This window comes from Streptomyces sp. NPDC048473 (assembly GCF_043200155.1).
Lineage (GTDB): Bacteria > Actinomycetota > Actinomycetes > Streptomycetales > Streptomycetaceae > Streptomyces.
This window is the reverse complement of the sequence record NZ_JBICXE010000005.1, coordinates 237,882-256,341: the sequence shown is the minus strand read 5'-3', so window position 1 is coordinate 256,341 and position 18,460 is coordinate 237,882. Positions and strand designations below refer to the sequence as shown.

General features: G+C 71.0%; 16 protein-coding genes. 8 read left to right on the top strand and 8 right to left on the bottom strand.

Translation table 11 applies throughout. The features are described from left to right. Window positions 1–115: 115 nt before the first annotated feature. On the top strand, window positions 116–613 hold the full coding sequence (locus tag ACGFU7_RS11630; RefSeq protein WP_393694618.1) for a MarR family winged helix-turn-helix transcriptional regulator: 498 nt from the start codon (window positions 116–118) through the stop codon (window positions 611–613). A gap of 48 nt (window positions 614–661) precedes the next feature. Here the strand turns inward: ACGFU7_RS11630 and ACGFU7_RS11625 are convergent, their stop codons facing one another. Beyond that, complete coding sequence (locus ACGFU7_RS11625) at window positions 662–1,447, bottom strand: protein phosphatase 2C domain-containing protein (protein WP_393694616.1); 786 nt, start codon at window positions 1,445–1,447, stop codon at window positions 662–664. Between the two features lie 366 nt (window positions 1,448–1,813). On the opposite strand from ACGFU7_RS11625, the gene ACGFU7_RS11620 reads away from it, so the two are divergent. The 5 genes from ACGFU7_RS11620 to ACGFU7_RS11600 are packed head-to-tail and all read left to right on the top strand — an operon-like array spanning window position 1,814 to window position 7,540. Beyond that, a complete protein-coding gene (locus ACGFU7_RS11620; RefSeq protein ID WP_393694912.1) occupies window positions 1,814–4,750 on the top strand; it encodes a nitrate- and nitrite sensing domain-containing protein in 2,937 nt (978 codons plus the stop codon). Next, window positions 4,747–5,226 (top strand): roadblock/LC7 domain-containing protein, encoded by a 480-nt coding sequence (locus tag ACGFU7_RS11615; RefSeq protein ID WP_393694614.1) that lies wholly within the window; start codon window positions 4,747–4,749, stop codon window positions 5,224–5,226. Before ACGFU7_RS11620 ends, ACGFU7_RS11615 begins: the two co-directional genes overlap by 4 nt. Next, a complete protein-coding gene (locus ACGFU7_RS11610; protein ID WP_356325002.1) occupies window positions 5,226–5,636 on the top strand; it encodes a DUF742 domain-containing protein in 411 nt (136 codons plus the stop codon). The genes ACGFU7_RS11615 and ACGFU7_RS11610 overlap by 1 nt, the downstream gene beginning before the upstream one ends. After that, window positions 5,617–6,267, top strand: coding sequence for an ATP/GTP-binding protein (locus ACGFU7_RS11605; protein WP_393694612.1), 651 nt, complete (start codon window positions 5,617–5,619; stop codon window positions 6,265–6,267). The genes ACGFU7_RS11610 and ACGFU7_RS11605 overlap by 20 nt, the downstream gene beginning before the upstream one ends. 25 nt (window positions 6,268–6,292) lie before the next feature. Continuing rightward, a complete protein-coding gene (locus tag ACGFU7_RS11600) occupies window positions 6,293–7,540 on the top strand; it encodes a styrene monooxygenase/indole monooxygenase family protein (protein WP_393694610.1) in 1,248 nt (415 codons plus the stop codon). Window positions 7,541–7,628: 88 nt separating this feature from the next. Here the strand turns inward: ACGFU7_RS11600 and ACGFU7_RS11595 are convergent, their stop codons facing one another. The 5 genes from ACGFU7_RS11595 to ACGFU7_RS11575 all read right to left on the bottom strand — a co-directional run bounded on the left by ACGFU7_RS11595 (window position 7,629) and on the right by ACGFU7_RS11575 (window position 13,641). Further along, on the bottom strand, window positions 7,629–8,795 hold the full coding sequence (locus ACGFU7_RS11595) for an NlpC/P60 family protein (protein ID WP_393694608.1): 1,167 nt from the start codon (window positions 8,793–8,795) through the stop codon (window positions 7,629–7,631). A gap of 150 nt (window positions 8,796–8,945) precedes the next feature. Then, a complete protein-coding gene (locus ACGFU7_RS11590) occupies window positions 8,946–11,537 on the bottom strand; it encodes a PQQ-binding-like beta-propeller repeat protein (RefSeq protein ID WP_393694606.1) in 2,592 nt (863 codons plus the stop codon). 81 nt (window positions 11,538–11,618) lie between these two features. After that, a complete protein-coding gene (locus ACGFU7_RS11585; protein ID WP_351202691.1) occupies window positions 11,619–11,885 on the bottom strand; it encodes a hypothetical protein in 267 nt (88 codons plus the stop codon). 17 nt (window positions 11,886–11,902) lie between these two features. Further along, window positions 11,903–12,658, bottom strand: a complete 756-nt coding sequence (locus tag ACGFU7_RS11580; protein WP_393694604.1) for a TetR/AcrR family transcriptional regulator — start codon at window positions 12,656–12,658, stop codon at window positions 11,903–11,905. Between the two features lie 47 nt (window positions 12,659–12,705). Beyond that, window positions 12,706–13,641, bottom strand: coding sequence for a diiron oxygenase (locus tag ACGFU7_RS11575; RefSeq protein ID WP_393694602.1), 936 nt, complete (start codon window positions 13,639–13,641; stop codon window positions 12,706–12,708). Between the two features lie 180 nt (window positions 13,642–13,821). On the opposite strand from ACGFU7_RS11575, the gene ACGFU7_RS11570 reads away from it, so the two are divergent. Together ACGFU7_RS11570 and ACGFU7_RS11565 are read left to right on the top strand one after the other, a co-directional pair. Continuing rightward, window positions 13,822–14,952: a ferritin-like domain-containing protein gene (locus ACGFU7_RS11570; protein WP_393694600.1), complete on the top strand. Its 1,131-nt coding sequence runs from the start codon at window positions 13,822–13,824 to the stop codon at window positions 14,950–14,952. A 31-nt stretch (window positions 14,953–14,983) separates the two neighbouring features. Then, window positions 14,984–15,901 carry an ADP-ribosylglycohydrolase family protein gene (locus ACGFU7_RS11565; RefSeq protein WP_393694598.1) on the top strand — a complete coding sequence of 306 codons (918 nt, stop codon included), beginning with the start codon at window positions 14,984–14,986 and terminating at the stop codon, window positions 15,899–15,901. Here ACGFU7_RS11565 and ACGFU7_RS11560 read toward each other — a convergent pair. Beyond that, complete coding sequence (locus ACGFU7_RS11560; protein ID WP_393694596.1) at window positions 15,894–16,952, bottom strand: amidase; 1,059 nt, start codon at window positions 16,950–16,952, stop codon at window positions 15,894–15,896. The genes ACGFU7_RS11565 and ACGFU7_RS11560 overlap by 8 nt on opposite strands. A 4-nt stretch (window positions 16,953–16,956) precedes the next feature. After that, window positions 16,957–18,414, bottom strand: a complete 1,458-nt coding sequence (locus ACGFU7_RS11555; protein WP_393694594.1) for a penicillin-binding transpeptidase domain-containing protein — start codon at window positions 18,412–18,414, stop codon at window positions 16,957–16,959. Window positions 18,415–18,460 lie beyond the last annotated feature (46 nt).

Below are 18,460 nucleotides of genomic sequence, written 5' to 3'. Positions count from 1 at the left end.
AGACCCGCGCTACGGAAGGGGGCCCGGGCGCTGCCGTTGGTCTACGCCTGCGAAATACTGGCCGAGCTGCGGCGATGACCGGCGGCGAAAGAAACTTTCAGCGGCAGGAAAGCTCATGAGGGGTGTTGACGTGCACGGGAGCGAAAGCGGTAGTGAACCCGGCGCGACCGGAGAAAGTGGTGTGGACCACGCATTCCTTGCCCTGGAGCGGGAGTTGGCCGTCTTTCTGCGCCGGGCGCGGGCCAACTCCGGGGAGATGGCGCGCGAGGTCCACCCCGAGCTGGAGGCCGCCGCATACGGACTTCTCGTACGGCTGGAGTCGGCCGGGCAGCAGCGGGCCACCGATCTCGCGGCCTACTTCGGGGTCGGCAAGGCGACCATGAGCCGTCAACTGCGCGCCCTGGAGAACCTCGGACTGGTGGCGCGCGAGCCCGATCCGGCCGACGGCCGGGCCTCCCTCGTCCACCTCACCGCCGAGGGCCTGGTCCGCTATCGAAGCGTCCGCGATGCCCGACGCGACCGCTATGTGCGCAAGCTCGCCGACTGGGACCGGGCAGAGGTGGCCGAACTGGCCCGGCTGCTGCACCACTTGAACGCCCGTGCCGAGGACTGACACCCCGCCCCGGCCCGGTTTCCCCGCCCCGGCTTCCCCGGTGTGCCGTCACAGCACCGCGTAGACCGCCGTCGCGTCGTCATGAGGCTTGCTGCGGCGCAGATACGTACGCTCCGTGTCCGCGTCCTCCAGTGCCCGGACGCGGTCGATCAGCCCCTGTGTGCCTTCCTTGTGGAGCACTCCGAGGCAGTCCGCCCAGTCGCCCTCGCGGAACATCTCGGTCCAGCGGGCCGCTCCGTCGGTCATCGCGGCCAGCGCCCGCACCTGGCGGAGCGGGGTGCGCCCGATGACCGCGCGGGCCGCCACGGAGGGGTCGGCGGCGGCGGTGAAGAAGCCGCCCTCCTTGTTCCGTACCTGCGCGTCGGCGATCGCTTCGCTGGCCAGCGAGCCCGGCGGCAGGCGGTCCAGCCGGTCGTCGAGGAGGGGACGCACGGTTCCGTCCGGTGCCTCGAACAGCAGCACGGAGTCGGAGAGCACCAAGTGCTCGATCTCGTGTTCGTCCCAGCGCGCCAGGACGACCGTCGCCTGCGGTGTCCTCACGTGAGAAAGGTCACACAGGGAACGGTGCGTATCGGCGGTGTGCCGGATGGATTCGGCCAGGATCTCCTGGAGGGTCAGATCCCGTCGCGAACCCGACAGTTCGACCAGCGAGCCGCCCAGCCGTGCGGTGAACCAGGGCACCGAGTGCACACAACCGTCGTCACCCTGCGGCGGAGTCACTCCGTCGAGCAGGACCAGCGTCCCACCCCGGCCGGAAGCGGGCAGGGCAGTGGCGGCCCAGTCCTCGTTCGGTCGTTCGGCGCTGCCGGCGGCGGTGGCGAGTTCAATTCGCATACCGCCAGTCTGCACGACGCCTTCACGAGCCCTGCACTGCCCGAGATTGGCCTGTACCAGCAGGTCAGATGGACGCCCCGGAGCGGAAGGAAAGGCTCCGCGCTGCGTGCGGGCGGGCATCCTGCCAAAGCCTGGGCGGAAGTTCCAGCCGAAGGTCCAGGTGTGCCGGATGCGCCCCGGGGGGAGACTTGTTCGTCAACTCCGGAGTGATGTTCACTCGTTCAGGTGGCGGAGTGGTTGATGCGCGCCCCCCTCTCAAAAGCACTGGAATGGTCGGAAGCCGTACCAGGGGTCGGGGCGCTTGTTCACATGTGACCGTGCGTCACCTCTGCTTCAAGGGCGGACGAGTCAAGAATGCGAGCACCGGTGCAGAAGAAGCGGCCTCGGAGCAAGGGCAGCAAGCACAGCGGTTCCGGGGGGACGCCTCCGGCACCGGCCGAGAGCGAGAGCCCCCGGCGTACCGGGCGCGTACGCAACCGGCTGGTCGCCGGCGTCGCGGTCGTCGGCATCACCGTCATTGCCGCGGGCGCACCCGCGGCCCTCAGTGCTTCCTCCGACCTGAACGAGTCGCAGCAGCTGGTCACCCTCGCGGAGCTGAACCAGCAGGCCATCGCGCTCGCCCACGCCCTCGCGGACGAGCGTGACGAGGTCACCGCCTACATCGCGGCCGGCCGTGACGAGAGGTCCGGCCCGGCGGCGGAAGGCAAGGGCGACCCCGGCAGCCGGAGCGCCCGCGTCGACCAGCAGGTGGACGAGATCAGGGGCGCGGCCCCGGCCGCACTGCGCCGTGACCTCTCCACCATCCCCTCCCTGCGCCGCGACGCGCTCAGCGGCAAGGGCACCGCGCTGGCGGCCCATCAGGCGTACTCCGAGGTCATCGCCAAGCTCCACGACCTCGCCGACGAGCTCGCCGAGAAGACCCCGCCGCGCGCCGCCGAGTCCACCCGCGCCCCGCTCGCCCTCGGCCGGGCCACCGACCAGGCCTCCGCCACCCGCGGGCTGCTGATCGCCGCACTGTCCGTACCCCGCAAGGTCACGACCCCACAGATCGACCCGATCACCGGTCTGCCCGTCCAGACCCAGGACGAGGGCAGCAGCAAGGACGACCGCACCCGTGACGAGCTGAGCGCCGCCGCCCAGCAGGCCCGAGTCCGCGAGCTCTCCTCGCTCGCCGACTTCGACCAGGCCGCGGGCTCCACCGCCCGCGACAAGCTGTCGTCCACCGTCACCGGGCCCGAGGTCAACAGCGCGGAGAAGTACCTCAACTCCCTCACGGACCGCCCCGAACTGTCGGACTCCGACCAGAAGGCCAGCAGCAAGAGGGTCGAGGCGGCACTCTCCGCCCGGATCGACCGGATGCGGGGCGTCGAGTCCGCCCTCGGCACCGCACAGGTCCAGCGCCTGGAGCAGCTGCGCGACGACGACGTCACCGCGCTCGAACTGCGGATCGCGCTGCTCGGCGGCTGTCTGCTGATCGCCGTCGGCGTCTCCACCGCCGTGGCCCGCACCCTCACCCAGCCGCTCGCCGTCCTGCGGATCGGTGCCGCCCGCCTCGCCGCGGAGCCCGCCACCGCCGAACCGGTCCGCTACACGGGCCGCAACGACGAGTTCGCCCAGGTCGTACGGTCCATCAACGCCCTGCACGGCAAGCTGCACGGACTGCTCCACGAGTTCAACGGCCGCTTCGAGAGCCTGCAGACCGAGCGCGCCGAGCTGATCACCGGACGCGAGGCCCTCACCGTCCAGCGCGCCGAACTCCAGGTCGTGGCCTCCGACCTCACCGCCCAGCTGGAGCGGCTGAAGAACACGGTCCACCACACCTTCGTCAACCTCTCGCTGCGCACCCTCGGCCTCGTCGAGCGCCAGCTCGGTGTCATCGAGAGCCTGGAGGAGCGGGAGCACGACCCGGAGCGGCTGGCCACCCTCTTCAAGCTCGACCACATGGCCACGGTCATGCGCCGCCACAGCGAGAACATGCTGGTCCTCGCGGGCGCCGAGCACGGCCACGGGCACGCGGGCCCGATCCCGCTGGTCGACGTGCTGCGCGCGGCCGTCTCGGAGATCGAACGGTACGAGCGGGTCACCATCCAGTCCCTGCCGCCGCACGCCCAGATCGCCGGTTTCGCCGCGGACGACCTCAGCCACCTCGTCGCCGAACTCCTGGAGAACGCGACCTCCTTCTCGCCGCCGGACTCCCATGTCCAGCTCTCCGGCTGGCTGCTGGAGTCCGGCGAGGTGATGCTCTCCGTCCAGGACGAGGGCATCGGGATGTCGGCGGTACGGATGGGCGAGCTCAACACCCGGCTCGGCGACCCCACTTTGTTCGAGGCGGGCGAACAGAGCGCGGACGGGGCCGGACTCGGCCTCCAGGTCACCTCCCTGCTGGCCGCGCGCCACGGCGTACGGGTCCAGCTGCGCGACCACAAGGGCAGCGGGGTCATGGCGGTCGTCGTCCTGCCCCAGGCCCTGCTGCCGAAGGCACCACCGGCCGCCACACCGCCACCGGTGAAGGTCCCCGGGGACGCCCCCGCGCTGAACCTGCCGGGGTCGGTCGCCGAGGCCAACTCCAACGCACTGCCGGGGCGTACGCTCGCCCTGCCCGGCGACCCGCTGATCGCCGCGGCCGAGCAGACGATCCGCGAGTCCGGCGCCGCTTCCGAGCCCGCGCCCGGGCCCAGGCACGCGGCGGGCAACGCTCTCGCCCCCACACCGGCTCCGGTCGCCGCCGAGACCGAGGCCGAGACCACGATGCAGGTCCGGCTCCCGGTCGTTCCGGAGTTCGCGGACGCCCCCGAGTTCACGGCGCCCGACCCGTACGCCATCGGCCCCGACCGTCACGAGCGCACCGCAGACGAGTCCCCGGAGCCATACAGTGCGCCGGTCCCGACCTCCTCGCCGTACACCGCCCCGGAGCCGCACACCGCGCCCGCCTCCGTCGCCGACGCCCTGCCCGGCCCCCGGCAGCCGGAGCAGCACGCGCAGCAGCAGGAGCGCATCACGGACAAGGGGCTGCCCAAGCGCACCCCCAAGGTCGTCAAGCCCACCACGGCACCCACCGCCGAGCGCAAGGGCAGCCTGGACAAGGAGGCGCTGCGCCGTCGGCTCGGCGGCTTCCACCAGGGTGCGAAGGACGGCCGCCGGGACGTCGAGGCGGAGATCGCGGAGACCACGACGACCCAGCCGTTCCCCGGGGCCCCCGCACACGCCGGGCGCTCCGCACTTACCGAGCACAGTGAGCCGGCCGACCTTAACGACGGCCGAACCGATGAGACGGGGGACACAGTCGAGGAGGCACGCAGTTGACTGCGCCCAGCACATTCGGGCTGAGTACCGAGGCCCGGAACCTTCACTGGTTGCTGAGCAATCTGGTGGAGGAGGTGCCAGGGGTCCACTCGGTCACCGTCGTCTCGTCCGACGGACTGATGCTGCTCTCCTCCGACCCCGGCCATCTGACCACTCAGAACACCGGCCGGCAGGACGGCCCCAAGGGCTCCAGCGCCGACCTGGCCACCATCGTCTCCGGCATCGGCAGCCTCACCGCCGGTGCCGCCAAGCTGATGGACGGTGGCGGCGTCAAGCAGACCATGGTCGCCATGGACGAGGGCAGCGTCTTCGTCATGTCGATCAGTGACGGCTCGCTGCTCGGTGTGCACGCCACCCCGGACTGCGACATGGGCGTCATCGCCTACCACATGGCGCTCTTCGTCGGCCGAGCCGGACACGTACTCACCCCCGAACTCCGCAGTGAACTGCGCAAATCGATGGAGAGCGCCCAGTGATGCCCGCTGCTGAACCCGCCCGCAGGCTCCCCGTCCGCGGGTCCGACCGAAGGCCCGCACGGGTCCGCCCGTACTCGCTCACCGGCGGTCGCACCCGCTTCGGCCACGTCCTGCTCGTCGAGACGTTCGTCGCCGCGCTCGAAGCGCCCGAGGAGCGCCGCGAGCTGACCAATGGCAACCTGGCGACCCGCGTCATGCCGGAGCTCCAGGCCATCGTCGAAATCTGCCGCCGGATGCGTACGGTCGCGGAGATCTCCGCCCTGTTGAAGATGCCGCTCGGCGTGGTCCGGGTGCTGCTCAGCGACTTGGCCGACCAGGGAAAGATCCGCGTGTACGGGACCGGTCACGGCACCGGCCAGCCCGACCGCGCACTGCTCGAAAGGGTGCTCAATGGACTCCGCCGTCTCTGAGTCGCCGCTCTTCACCCCGCGCCAACCGGGAGCCAGGGACCAGACCGAAGAATCGCTGCAGGCCTGGCAGTTGGACCACACCAGGGCCCCCATCGCCACGAAGATCGTGGTCGCGGGCGGCTTCGGCGTGGGCAAGACGACCTTCGTGGGGTCGGTCTCCGAGATCACCCCGCTGAAGACCGAAGCGATGATGACCCAGGCCAGCGAGGAGACCGACGATCTCTCCGCGACACCCGACAAGGTCACCACGACCGTCGCGATGGACTTCGGCAGGCTCACGCTCGACGACGACCTCGTGCTGTACGTGTTCGGCACGCCGGGCCAGCAGCGCTTCTGGTTCATGTGGGACGACCTGGTGCGCGGCGCGATCGGTGCGGTCGTGCTCGCCGACACCCGGCGGCTCGCCGACTGCTTCCCCGCACTCGACTACTTCGAGAGCTGCGGCCTGCCGTACATCGTCGCCGTCAACCACTTCGAGGGAACGCCGGGGTTCGAGGCGCAAGATGTCCGGGAGGCCCTGACTGTGCCTCCGCACGTGCCTGTTGTGATCATGGACGCGCGTAACAGGATCACCGTCGTCGAGTCGCTACTGGCCCTCGTCGGCCACGCACTCGACGCCACCCCGGCATAGCTCAACACGTAAACGGAGAACCGCGATGCGGAAGATACTCATAGTCGGAGCCGGCCAGTCCGGTCTCCAGCTCGCCCTCGGACTGCAGTCCAGAGGGTACGAAGTCACCCTGATGTCCAACCGCACCGCCGACGAGATCCGCTCCGGCCGGGTCATGTCGACGCAGTGCATGTTCGACACGGCGCTCCAGTACGAGCGTGACTACCAGCTCAACTTCTGGGAGTCCCAGGCCCCGCGCATCGAGGGCCTCGGCGTCTCGGTCGCCGCCCCCGACTCCTCGCGCGCCATCGACTGGGTCGGAAAGCTGGACGGCTTCGCCCAGTCCGTCGACCAGCGCGTGAAGATGGCCGGCTGGATGGAGACCTTCGCCCAGCGCGGCGGACAGCTCGTCATCCACGGTGCCGCGGTCTCCGACCTGGACTACTTCTCCCGCACCTACGACCTGGTGATGGTCTCCGCGGGCAAGGGCGAGCTGGTCTCCATGTTCGGCCGGGACGCGTCCCGTTCGCCGTTCGACGCCCCGCAGCGCGCCCTGGCCGTCGCGTACGTCCACGGCATGGGCCCGCGCCCCGAGCACCCCGAGTTCGACGCGGTCCGCTGCAACCTGGTCCCCGGCGTCGGCGAGCTCTTCGTGATGCCGACCCTGACCACGTCCGGCCGCGCCGACATCCTGTTCTGGGAGGGCATCCCGGGCGGCCCGCTCGACGTGTTCCAGGGCATCAAGGACCCCTCCGAGCACCTCGCCAAGACGCTGGAGCTCATGGAGCGGTTCACGCCGTGGGAGTACGCCCGCGCCACGAAGGTCGAACTGACCGACGCCAACGGCACCCTGGCGGGACGCTACGCCCCGACCGTCCGCAAGCCGATCGGCCGGCTGCCCGGCGGCGGTCTGGTGCTCGGCGTGGCGGACGTCGTCGTCGCCAACGACCCGATCACCGGGCAGGGCTCCAACTCGGCCTCCAAGTGTGCCAACGCGTACCTGGAGTCGATCATCGAGCACGGCGACCGGGAGTTCGACGCGGACTGGATGCAGGCCACGTTCGACCGTTACTGGGACACCGCGCAGCACGTCGTGAAGTGGACCAACGCGATGCTCGGCGTACCGCCGGAGCACGTGCTGAACCTGATCGGCGCCGCCGGCCAGCTCCAGCCGGTCGCCAACCGCTTCGCCAACGGCTTCAACGACCCGGCGGACTTCGAGAACTTCTTCTTCGACCCGGAGAAGACGAACGCGTACCTCGCCGAGGTGTCCGGGGCCGCGTCGGCCGCCTGATCGCAGCAGCCGGGCCGAGTCCTGTCGGGAATCCGACGGGACTCGGCCCGGCTGTCATGTGCGGGCACGGCACGATCGCCCGGGCTGCCTACTGCTTGGGCGCCGACGACGAGCTGTACCCCGCGTCCGAGCCCGTGGACGCACCCTGCGGGAGCTGCGGCGGCTTGTACACGGAGAGCGGCGTGCTCTGCGGATCCGGCCGTACGGCGCCCAGCAGCGGATTCGATGCCACCGGAGAGACCTTCACCTGCGAGCCCGGCCGGGGCGCCTGCACCACCATGCCGTTGCCGATGTACAGCGCCACATGAGTGGCCTTCGGGAAGTAGATCACCAGGTCGCCGGGGCGGAGCGCGTTCAGCGGCACCTTCGGCAGCTGCCGCCACTGCTCCTGCGAGGTCCGCGGAATGACGCGGCCGGCCTTCGCCCAGGCCTGGGAGGTGAGCCCCGAGCAGTCGAACGAGTTCGGGCCCACCGCGCCCCACACATACGGCTTGCCGACCTGCCCGATCGCGTACTTCACCGCATCGCCGCCAGCCTGGGACGGTGGCCTGACCGAGGACAGCGCGCCTGAGGCGACGAGGGCGCCCTGAGCCTTTGCCATGCCCTGCTGTTCCAGCCGGCTCAGCTCGGTGAGCTGAGCGGCGGAGAGCGTGGCCAGTTTCGTCTCGACCGACTTGAGCCGCGACCGCACCGTGTCCCGCTGCTTCTTCTGCTTCGCGGCCAGGACCTGCTGCCGGTCCAGTACCTTGCGGGACTCGGTCGCCAGGTCGTCGGCACGCTTCGCGGCACCGGTGAGCCGCTTCACGGTCGCCGCCCGCCCGGCCGCCGCACGCCGGATCACATGCTCCTGGTCCAGGAAGTGCTCGGGATCGCGGGCCAGCAGGAGCTGCATGTACGAGGAGATGTCGGACTGCCCCTGGTACTGCTCCCGGGCCAGCTGCCCCGCCTCGTCGCGACTGTCGGACAGTGCGATCCGTGCGGCGGCGAGGGAGGCGTCGAGCTTCTTCGCCTGAGCCGCGCGCTTCTTCAGCTCCGCCGCGGTCCCGTTGTACTTCTCGGTGGCCTCCTCGGCCTGCTGGTACAGCTTCTGCAGCTCGGTCAGCAGCTGGGCAACGCTCTTGTTCGCGGCCGTGGACGCGGGGGCCGGAGGGGCCGCCGCGGGGCTCGGTTCCACGGGTGCGGCGGCTGCCGGCGAGGCTACGACGAGCGTGGTCAGGGTCGCGGTGCAGACCGCACGCAGGACCTTGCCTGACACGACACCACCTCCGGTGACGGGGCGAGTCATGGGACTACCCCATGAGTGAGCGCAACGACTCAATACGGTCACTCGGTGTCAGGCGATGCAAGAACCGTGCGGTGTGGCGGCAGACGCGTTCGCCCGGAAGGCGGTGGTTGAGTGATTCGGCTAGGCGACCGGGAAGGCGTAGAAGATCCGGTCGCGCTGGACCACGGCGGTTTTTCCGGACGCCAGCACCCGGTACGGGGCGGTGACCGTGGGACCCTTCGGGTCCTGGGAGCCGATGTCCTGGAACTTCCACAGCCGTCGCCCGTCCTGTGCCGCGAACGCGGTGACCTGGGCCCCGTCCGAGGCCAGCAGCGTCCTGCCGGTCGTGCTGAGCGTCACCGTGGGTGCGGCGGTGCCGGGTGCCGCCTCCGTGGAGCGCCGCCAGCGCAGCCGCCCCGTCTCCCGCTCGACCGCGCCCACTTCCTGGTTGCGGTTGGTGGTGTGCAGGAGTGTTCCGGTGGCGACGGGGGTTCCGTACGGGGTCCCGGTGGTGCCGTTCAGCGTCCACTTCGGTTTGCCCGCGGGGAGCTCGAAGGCCTGGAGATCGTCGCCCACCGCCGCGTACAGCAGGCCCCGGTCGTCGCCCATGGCCGCCGCGTCCGGTGCGACCGTGCCGAACGACCTGCTCCACAGCTGCTTCCCGGTCTTCTGGTCGAAGCCACGGAAGACGGCCTTCCCCTTGGCGGCCTTCACATCGCCGGGCGTGAGCGTGCCTGTGCTCTGACGTACGACGAAGTCGTCCTGCCCGATCGCGATCAGCCGGTAGACGGGGGCGGCCGGTCCGCGCCCGGTGGGTACGGGGGTCCGCCACAGCTCCTTGCGCTGCAGGGTGTCGTAGGCGAAGAGGTAGGACTTGACGACCTGAGTGTCCTTGCCGCGCTTCTTGCCCTTCTTCGGGGGCGGGGCCTTGACGGTGACCTTGTTGGAGCCGGTGAACCAGACCACCGGTCCGAAGGTGCCGACGATCTCCGGCACCGCGAGATTCGGCGCCCCGGTGAACCCGTCCGCGTAACCGACCCGGTGCACGACCTTGCCGTCCTTCGGCGACAGCCACAGGAACTCGGACGGACCGGCGACGAAACAGAGATCCTTGCCGGCCGGAAGCGCTGCCCGTCCCTTGGCGGCGTCCGCGTTCTCCCAGACCCGGCGCCCGGTACGCAGATCGATGCCGGCCGCCCCGCTCTCGCTGGTCAGCACCAGCAGCCGGTCGTTCCAGAGGGCGGCGGTGAGCGGCGGCGGTTCGGCCGCCGGGTGCGTGTACACCCAACGCGGCTGCGGCGGCAGCCCCGCGACCGTGGGACCGCTGCTGCTCGGCGTGGGCTTGGGATCGTCCGTCGACCCCCCGTCACCGGACCCGAGCGCGAGCACCCCGCCCCCACCGACCACCAGCCCGGCGGCCCCGGCAGCGAGCCCGATGAAGAGGCTGCGCCGAGCGAGGGTGGGGGAGGGCGCGGGAGCGGCGGGGACCGGCAGCGGGCGGGGCGACATCGGCGCTACGGGCGGGAGTACGGCGGGGAGCCCGGCGGCGGGCGCGGCAGGGGGCGCGGTGAGCTCGGGCGGTACGGACAACTGGGTCGTGGGCCGGTCGGTCCTCGGGATGTGACGCCCGATGTCCCCCAGCTGAGTGGTACGGGTGTCCCCGGCGGGGGCGGGGGCGGGGATGAGTCCGAGGGTGAGTTCGCGGCCGGGCGCGTCGGCCGATCCGCCCGATGGTGCGGCGTCCACAGGTCCGTCAACGGGCCCGTCGACCTGCCCATCAACCGGCGCATCCACCGGATGACCCGCCGCGGCCAACTCCCGTACCCGCACTCCCTGTTCCGCCACCACAGCCGCCAGCCGCTCCGGCAGCCAGCCGCCCTTCGCCAGGCCCGCCGCTCCCTCAAGGGCCAGCTCCGCCGCCACCGTCCCCGCACTCGGCCGGTCGGCCGGGTCCTTCGCCAGGCAGCGGGCGATCAGGTCGCGCAACTCCGCCGGAACCGCGCCGAGTTCGGGGTCCGTGTGGGCGATGCGGTCGGCGCCCTCGGCGGCCGGGCCGTCGGCGAGCGGGGTCGTGCCGGTTGCCGCGTACGCCAGCAGCAGGCCCAGTACGAAGAGATCGGAGGCCGGTCCGGGCTCTTCGCCCTCGACCTGTTCCGGGGTGAGATAGCCGAGCCGTACGGACAACTGCCCGCCGGGCCGGGCCTCGGCGGCGGCCGCGGCGCCCAGCGGGCCGAACGCGGTGAGCCGCGGCCCGTCCTCGGCCAGCAGCACCGTCCTGGGGGCCAGGCCCTGGAGTACGGCACCGGTGGCGTGGACGCGGGAGAGGGTCTCGGCGATGCCCGCGCCCAGTATCCGCACGGCACGCTCGGGAAGCGGGCCCATGACGTCGATCGCCTCGGAGAGCGTCAGCGCGGGTACGTAGGCCCCGGCCGTCCAGGGCAGTTCGTCCTCGTCCGCGTCATCGGCCGGAGGCCCCAGCTGAGGCTGCACCCAACCGCCTGCCAGCCGGTCCGCGGTGCGGGCCTCCGCCTGGAAGCGGCGCCGGAAGGCGGGCAGCGCGGCCAGTTCGGGGCGGGCGGCGGTGACCACCACAGGTCGGCCGGTGACCACCCCGGAGTTGTCGTCGGCCGCGTCGTGCGCGAGGTACTGCACGGCGCTCGCGGTCTCGCGGAACCGCGCCAGCACGGTGTACGGACCGATGCGGCGTGGATCGTCCTGACGCAGCGCCTCCATGGCGCACCCCCTTGCTGAATGTGCCTGGCACCAGAGTGTCGATCTTAGACCGACCCCTCGGCCCCGCCGGGGCCCGTACCCTCAGTCCGGCTTCGACCAGGGCCACTTGGGGCTGTGCCGCTCACGGCCCTCGGGGGCGTACTCGTACACCCAGCCCCTCGGAATCCCCAGCCGCTTGGAGTGACCGGCCGGGACCCGGCGGTACGCGTACACGGTGGCGGGCCCACCGTCGGCGGCCGGTACCGGGACCTCGTACCACTTGGGCGGATGACCGGTCGGGCCGACGAGGACGGGCAGTACCCGCCCGTCCAGGGGGCCGCCGGTGAAGGGGGTGTTCTCGCTTCTCACCGCCCCAGTCTGACCGATCAGCTCTCGGGCAGCAGATGGGCCGCCCCGCCGACCACCGGGATCAGCCGTTCCGCCAGCCGTCCGGCCGGACCCGCGGCGGTCTCCAGCGGCAGCAGCTCCGCCACCGCCGTCGCGGTCTTCGGGTCCGTCGCCGCCGTCGCGGCCAGCAGCGCGATCAGCTGGTCGACCAGCCAGTCGCGCAGATCGGCCGCGGCGGGCTGCTTCCCCTCGTCCAGCCAGATCAGGGACGCCGCCTCGACGGCCGCGATCCAGGTGCGCACCATCATCCGCAGCCGGAGCCCGGGTTCGGCCTTCGCGTCCGCGCCGCCCCGGCCCAGGTGCAGCAGGATCTGCTCGGCCGCCGCCCGCCGTACCTCGTCGACGATCGCGGTCGTACGGGAGGTCTCGACGACGCTTCCGCCGCGCAGCAGTGCGCTGAAACCGGCGTCGTGCTCGTCCACGAAGGCGAGATAGCGGTCGAGCACGCGCAGCACCCGTTCGGTGGGCGGACCCACGGGCGGCTCGCTGAAGCACAGGATCAGCTTCTCGGCGGCGGACCTCAGCGCCGCCTCGTACAACTGCTGCCGCCCGCCCGGGAAGTAGCGGTACACGAGCGGGCGGGAAACCCCGGCGACCGTCGCCACCTCGTCGAGCGAGACCTCGTCGGGGGCCCGGTGTGCGAACAGGGTGAGCGCCGCACCGAGGAGCTGGGTGCGGCGCTCTTCGACGCTGAGCCTTCGGTACGCACGGGTCGGCGGCGCGGCAGTGGTCATGCCATGAAGCCTAAGCGCTTCGCCCGAACGGGCAACGGGGCGTCGGCTCAGGCGAGCAGGCCGGAGCTCTTCCACAGCCTGCGTCCCACCCCGTTGAGTACCCCGATGTCATCGAGGAAGTCCGTCAGCCGCTTCGCGCCGCTCTGCATGATCTCCGCCCGGTGGCCGCTCGCCTTCACCTGGGCGACGGCCTCGCGGCGGTCCAGGCCGACGCTCTCGTACACCAGCGGGTTGACGAAGCAGACGGAGAAGACGCGGGCCGCCTCGCCGCAGCTCACCCGGGTGAACTCGCGCTCCCAGCGCGGGGCGGTCACCATCTGGCGGCGCAGCTCCTCGCGGGCATACCGGACGTGCCGTGCCTCCTCGACGACATGGATGCGGGTCACACCGCGCACCAGCGTCTGGACGCGCTCGTCCGGGAACGTCAGCCGCTGCATCCAGTCGAGGATCTCCTCGCCGAGCAGGGTCGCGGCGAACGAACCGGGCGTGGTGGAAATGGTCTTCAGCACCCGTGCGAGGTTGTGATAGACGCGCGGTACGGGGTAGTCGGGCGACCCGCTCCACTTGATCATGCGGGCGAACATCATCGAGTGCCGGCACTCGTCGGCTATCTCGGTGAGTGCGTAGCGGACGTGGTTGCTGGTCACCGGCCTGTCGTAGATGTGCCGGACCAGCAGCTGCATGAGGATGATCTCGAACCAGATGCCCAGTGAGGCCAGCGACGCCGCCTCGTGCCTGGACAGGTCCAGCCGCTGCTCCTCGGACATTCTCCGCCACATCGGGGTGTCGTAGAGCGAGACGAGCTCGGGCGGCCAGAACCACTTGCCCTCCTCGATCGCCGAGTCCCAGTCGAGTTCCTTGTCCGGATCGAAGGAGTGCTTGGCCGAGGATTCGAGCAGCCGCTCGGCGATCTGCTCGCGGTCCCGGAGCGGGCCGAGTGCATCGCGAAGCAACTGCACGTCGCGTTCGGTCACTGTCGTCATGGCTGGAGGCACCTCACACATGGGTTACCGGCGGTCACTTCTTATGAGACTCTCCGTCAGCAAGGCCGTCAATCCCTTGCGCACGACTTGTTGACCCGGCGTCTACCAACGTGTGAACCTGCCAACTGACGCAACCGCCACGGAACTTATCGGAGCACGCAAGGCGAAAAGGAGCCGTCCGTGTCGACACACGACCTCTACACCACCGCCCCCGACACACCGCTGTGGCAGGTGCCCGCCTCCGGCGCCGCCCGCTTCAGCTGGGACTACGACGACGGCCGCGAACGCCTGCTCGCCCTCTACCAGAAGGGCAAGGACAAGCAGTGGGACGGCAACAAGCGCATCGACTGGTCCCTGGAGGTCGACCCCACCGACCCGCTCGGCACCCCCGACGACGTCCTCACCCTGTACGGCACACCGCACTGGGCGAAGATGACCGACAAGGACCGGGGCGAGCTGCGCAAGCACTACACCGCCTGGCAGTTCAGCCAGTTCCTCCACGGTGAGCAGGGCGCCATGGTCTGCGCGGCCAGGATCGTGGAGTCCGTCCCCGACCTGGACGCGAAGTTCTACTCCGCGACCCAGACCATGGACGAGGCCCGGCACGCGGAGATATACAGCCGGTTCCTGCACGAGAAGGTCGGGATGCTCTACCCGGTCAACGACAACCTCCAGGGGCTGCTCGGCGACACCCTGCGCGACTCCCGCTGGGACATGCCCTACCTCGGGATGCAGGTCCTCATAGAGGGCCTGGCCCTGGCCGCGTTCGGCATGATCCGCGACACGACGACCAAGCCGCTGCCCAAGCAGATCCTCGCGTACGTCATGCAGGACGAGGCCCGGCACGTCGCCTTCGGGCGGATGGCGCTGCGCGACTACTACAAGCAGCTGAGCGACGCCGAACTGCGCGAACGCGAGGAGTTCGTCATCGAGGGCTGCTATCTGATGCGCGACCGGCTCAGGGGCGTCGAGGTGCTGGAGAACTTCGGCATCGGCAAGCAGGAGGCCGAGGAACTCTCCGAGCAGTCACCGTTTCTGCAGCTCTTCCGCAAGCTGCTGTTCAGCCGGATAGTGCCGTGCGTCAAGGACATCGGCCTGTGGGGCGAACGGCTCCAGAAGGCCTATGTCGACATGGGCGTCTTCGAGCTCGGCGACTCCAGCCTGGACCTGCTGATGGCCCAGGACGAGGAGATGGCCGAGCAGCTGGATCAGGACCGTTTCGCGGCGGAGGAACAGGCCAGGGTCGCCGAGGTCGAAAAGGCGATAACGCAGGGCGAATCGAGCGCGTCGGGACACGTTCCAGGGCCTTGAGGTATGTACGTCGTCCTCCGGTCCCGGAAGGATGGCGCGTATGACGAATCCGCCCCCGCCCCTCGCCGCAGGCCCCGCAGCCGCCCGCCGAAGCCTCGAAGGACTGGCCCTGGGCGACGCGTTCGGCGAGCGGTGGTTCCCGCTCTTCCGCGAACCCCGGCAGGCATTCAACGAGATCAAGGCGCGTCGGACCCCCGAGGAGCCGGTCTGGCACTGGACCGACGACACCGCACTGGCCCGCGCCCTCCTGCGCGTCATCGACGAGCACGGCCGGGTCGAACAGGACCGGCTCGCGCTCTGCTTCGCGCTCGCCTTCGAGGCCGACCAGGCCCGCGGCTACGGCCACGGCATGCACATCCTGCTGCCCGAACTGCTGACCTCACCGGCCGACTGGCGCACGCTGGCGCCCGAACTCTTCGAGGGCGGCAGCCTCGGCAACGGCGCGGCGATGAGGGTCGCACCGCTCGGCGCGCACTTCCACGAGGACGTTCCGTACGCCGCCGAGCAGGCCGCGCTGCAGGCGGCCGTCACCCACGCACACCCGGAGGGCATCGCGGGCGCGGTGGCGGTCGCGGTCGCGGCGGCGCTGGCGGTCCGCGGCGAGTTCACCCTGGCCGCGGTCGCCGACCGCACCCCCGAAGGGCTCGTACGCGACGGACTGCGCCGGGCCGTCGACGTACCCTTCGCCACCGAGCCGTGGAAGGCGGCCGATCTGCTGGGCAACGGACAGCGCATACGCGCCGACGACACGGTCCCGTTCGCCCTGTGGACCGCGGCCCGGCACCCGGACGACCTGGAAGCGGCGCTCTGGGCAACGGCCGAGGGCCTCGGCGACGTCGACACGACCTGCGCCATCACCGGCGGCGTCGTCGGCGCGGCCACCGGGGTCGACGGGGTGCCCGCACAGTGGCTGCAACGCCGGGAGCCGCTCAACACGGCCGTCAGGTGACCAGCGCGTTCTCCACCGCACGGGCCGTCCCGAGCAGCGAGGCGTCCGCTCCGCGCTCTGCGATCAGCTGCAGCCCGACCGGGCAGCCGTCCGCAGTGAATCCGGCGGGCACGCTCGCGGCGGGATGCCCGCTGAGGTTGAACGCCCAGGTCAGCGCGGTCGAGTAGAGATCGCCCGGACCGTCGTGGCCGTGCGGGCGGTTGGGGGTGGTCGGGGTGAGCAGCAGAGGGGCACGGGCGAACAGGGTGTCGAGCCGGAGGTCGTTCTCGCGCCGGATCTCCGTGGCGGCCGGGGACGGCTCCCCACGGCGGACCGCCTGCCACGCCTCTCGCGGGTCGAGCAGCTCGCACGCACGGTCCATGAGCCGCACCACCCCGGCCGCCACGAGCCGCCCCACCGCGCGCCGGACGACCGACTCGACTTCCGGGTCGACCTCCGCGTACCCCAGATCGGGGCTGAAGACAGCAGGGACCGGAAGGTCCGCCGTCACCGGTTCACAGCCGTCCAGGACACAGCGCAGATACGTCTGGGCGTGAGCCGCCGAACGGGCCAGCACCCCGGCGGAAGCGAGCCCGGAGCGGTCGGGGGAGGGCAGCAGGCCGTTCGTCGTCTTCAGGCCGAAGATCCCGCACCACGCCGCCGGAATCCGTACCGACCCCGCCCCGTCGCTGCCGGTCGCCAGCTCCACCAGATCCGCCGCGACCGCCACTGCCGAGCCCGCCGAGGAGCCGCCCGGCGTGCGGTCGGGGCGCCACGGGTTGAGCGTACGGCCGTGGGCGCCCAGCCCCCAGGTCTGCCACGGCGTGCCGGGACCGGGCACCGAGGTCGCGCCGACCGGGACGCCACCGGCCGCGATCAGCCGCCGGGCCGCGTACGAACGGATACCGGCCGGCCCCTTGACCGCGAACGGCAGGCCGGCCAGCGGAAGTTGACGGGCCCGCTCCTCGTCGGCGAGCGCCCTCCCGGGCCACACCTCGATGAACGCGCACAGGCGCGGATCCTCCCGCCCGATCCGCGCCAGCGCCCGGCCCACCTCGCCCGCATCCGCCACGCCGTCAGTCTCTCAGGGCCGCCTCCATGACGGAACGGGCGATCGGGGCCGCGCTGCCGCCGCCGCTGATGTCGGCCCGGTTCGCGGCGGCGTCCTCGACGACCACGGCGACCGCGACGGCCGGCTGCGCCGAGTCCGGTGCCTGCGCCCAGGAGATGAACCAGGCGTAGGGCCTGCCCGAGTTGTCGATGCCGTGCTGTGCGGTGCCGGTCTTGCCGCCGACCTCAACTCCGTCGATCGCGGCGTTGGACCCGGTGCCGTCCTCCACGACGTCGACCATCATCCGCCGCAGATCCATGGCCGTCCGCGGGCTCATCGCCTGGTGGTAGGTGTGCGAGCCGTTCCGGTGGACGGTCGAGCCGCTTCGCGTGGTCGTACGGTCCACCAGATACGGGTACTTGAGGTCGCCGCCGTTCGCCACGGCCGAGGCCACCATGGCCATCTGGAGCGGTGTCGCCGTCGTGTCGAACTGCCCGATCGACGACAGCGCCAGCTGGTCGTCGGACATCTCGGTGTCGAAATTGCTCTTCGCCACCCCCGACGGGATCTTCAGCCCGGTGTCGTTGAAGCCGAACTTCCGCACCGCGTCCACCATGCCCCTCAGCCCGACCCGCACCCCCAGCTCCGCCATCACGGTGTTGCAGGAGACCCGGATCGCCTCGGCGAGCGAGGCATCCTCACAGCCTTGTGCCTCATTGGGGAGCGTGGTCGTCGTACCCGGCAGCACATAGGGGGACGGGGTGTCGGTCTGGTCGTCGGGGTCGGTGACGACGTCCGCGTCGAGCGCGGCCGCCGCTGTCACGATCTTGAAGGCGGAGCCCGGCGGATAGGTCTGCCGGATCGCCCGGTTGAGCATCGGCTGGCTCTTCGCCGCGTTCAGCTGCTGCCAGGCGTCGGTGACCGACGAACCGGTGCCGGAGAGCCGCCCGGGATCGTACGAAGGTGTCGAGACCAGCGCCAGGATCCTGCCCGTCGACGGCTCGACGGCGGCGACCGCGCCCCGCCGCCCGCCGAGCCCGTTGTAGGCGGCGCGCTGCATCGAGTCCTTGATGGTCGTGACGACATTGCCGCCGGGCTGCTGGCTGCGGGTGACCTCGTTCCACAGGGGGAGCGGGGCGAGCATCGAGTCGGTGCCGGAGAGGATGTCGTCCTCGGCGTTCTCGATCAGGGTCGTGCCGTACGTCTGTGAGGCGTAGCCGGTCACCGGCGCGTACAGCGGGCCGTTCTTGTACGTGCGCTCGTACTTGAGCTGCTCGCCGGTGTCACTGGAACCGGTGACGGACTTGCCGCCGACCAGGATGTTGCCGCGCGGCTGGTTGTAACGGGCGATCGTGAGGCGGCGGTTGGCGGGGTTGTCGTCCAGGCTGCCGGCATCGAGGATCTGGATGCGGGCGGCGTTCAGCAGCAGCGCCACGAGCAGCAGCAGCAAGAGCGCGGCGGCCCGGCGGATGTAGCGGATCACGGCCTGGCCTCCGGGGCTCGCTGCGGGTACGGGTTCACAGCTCGCT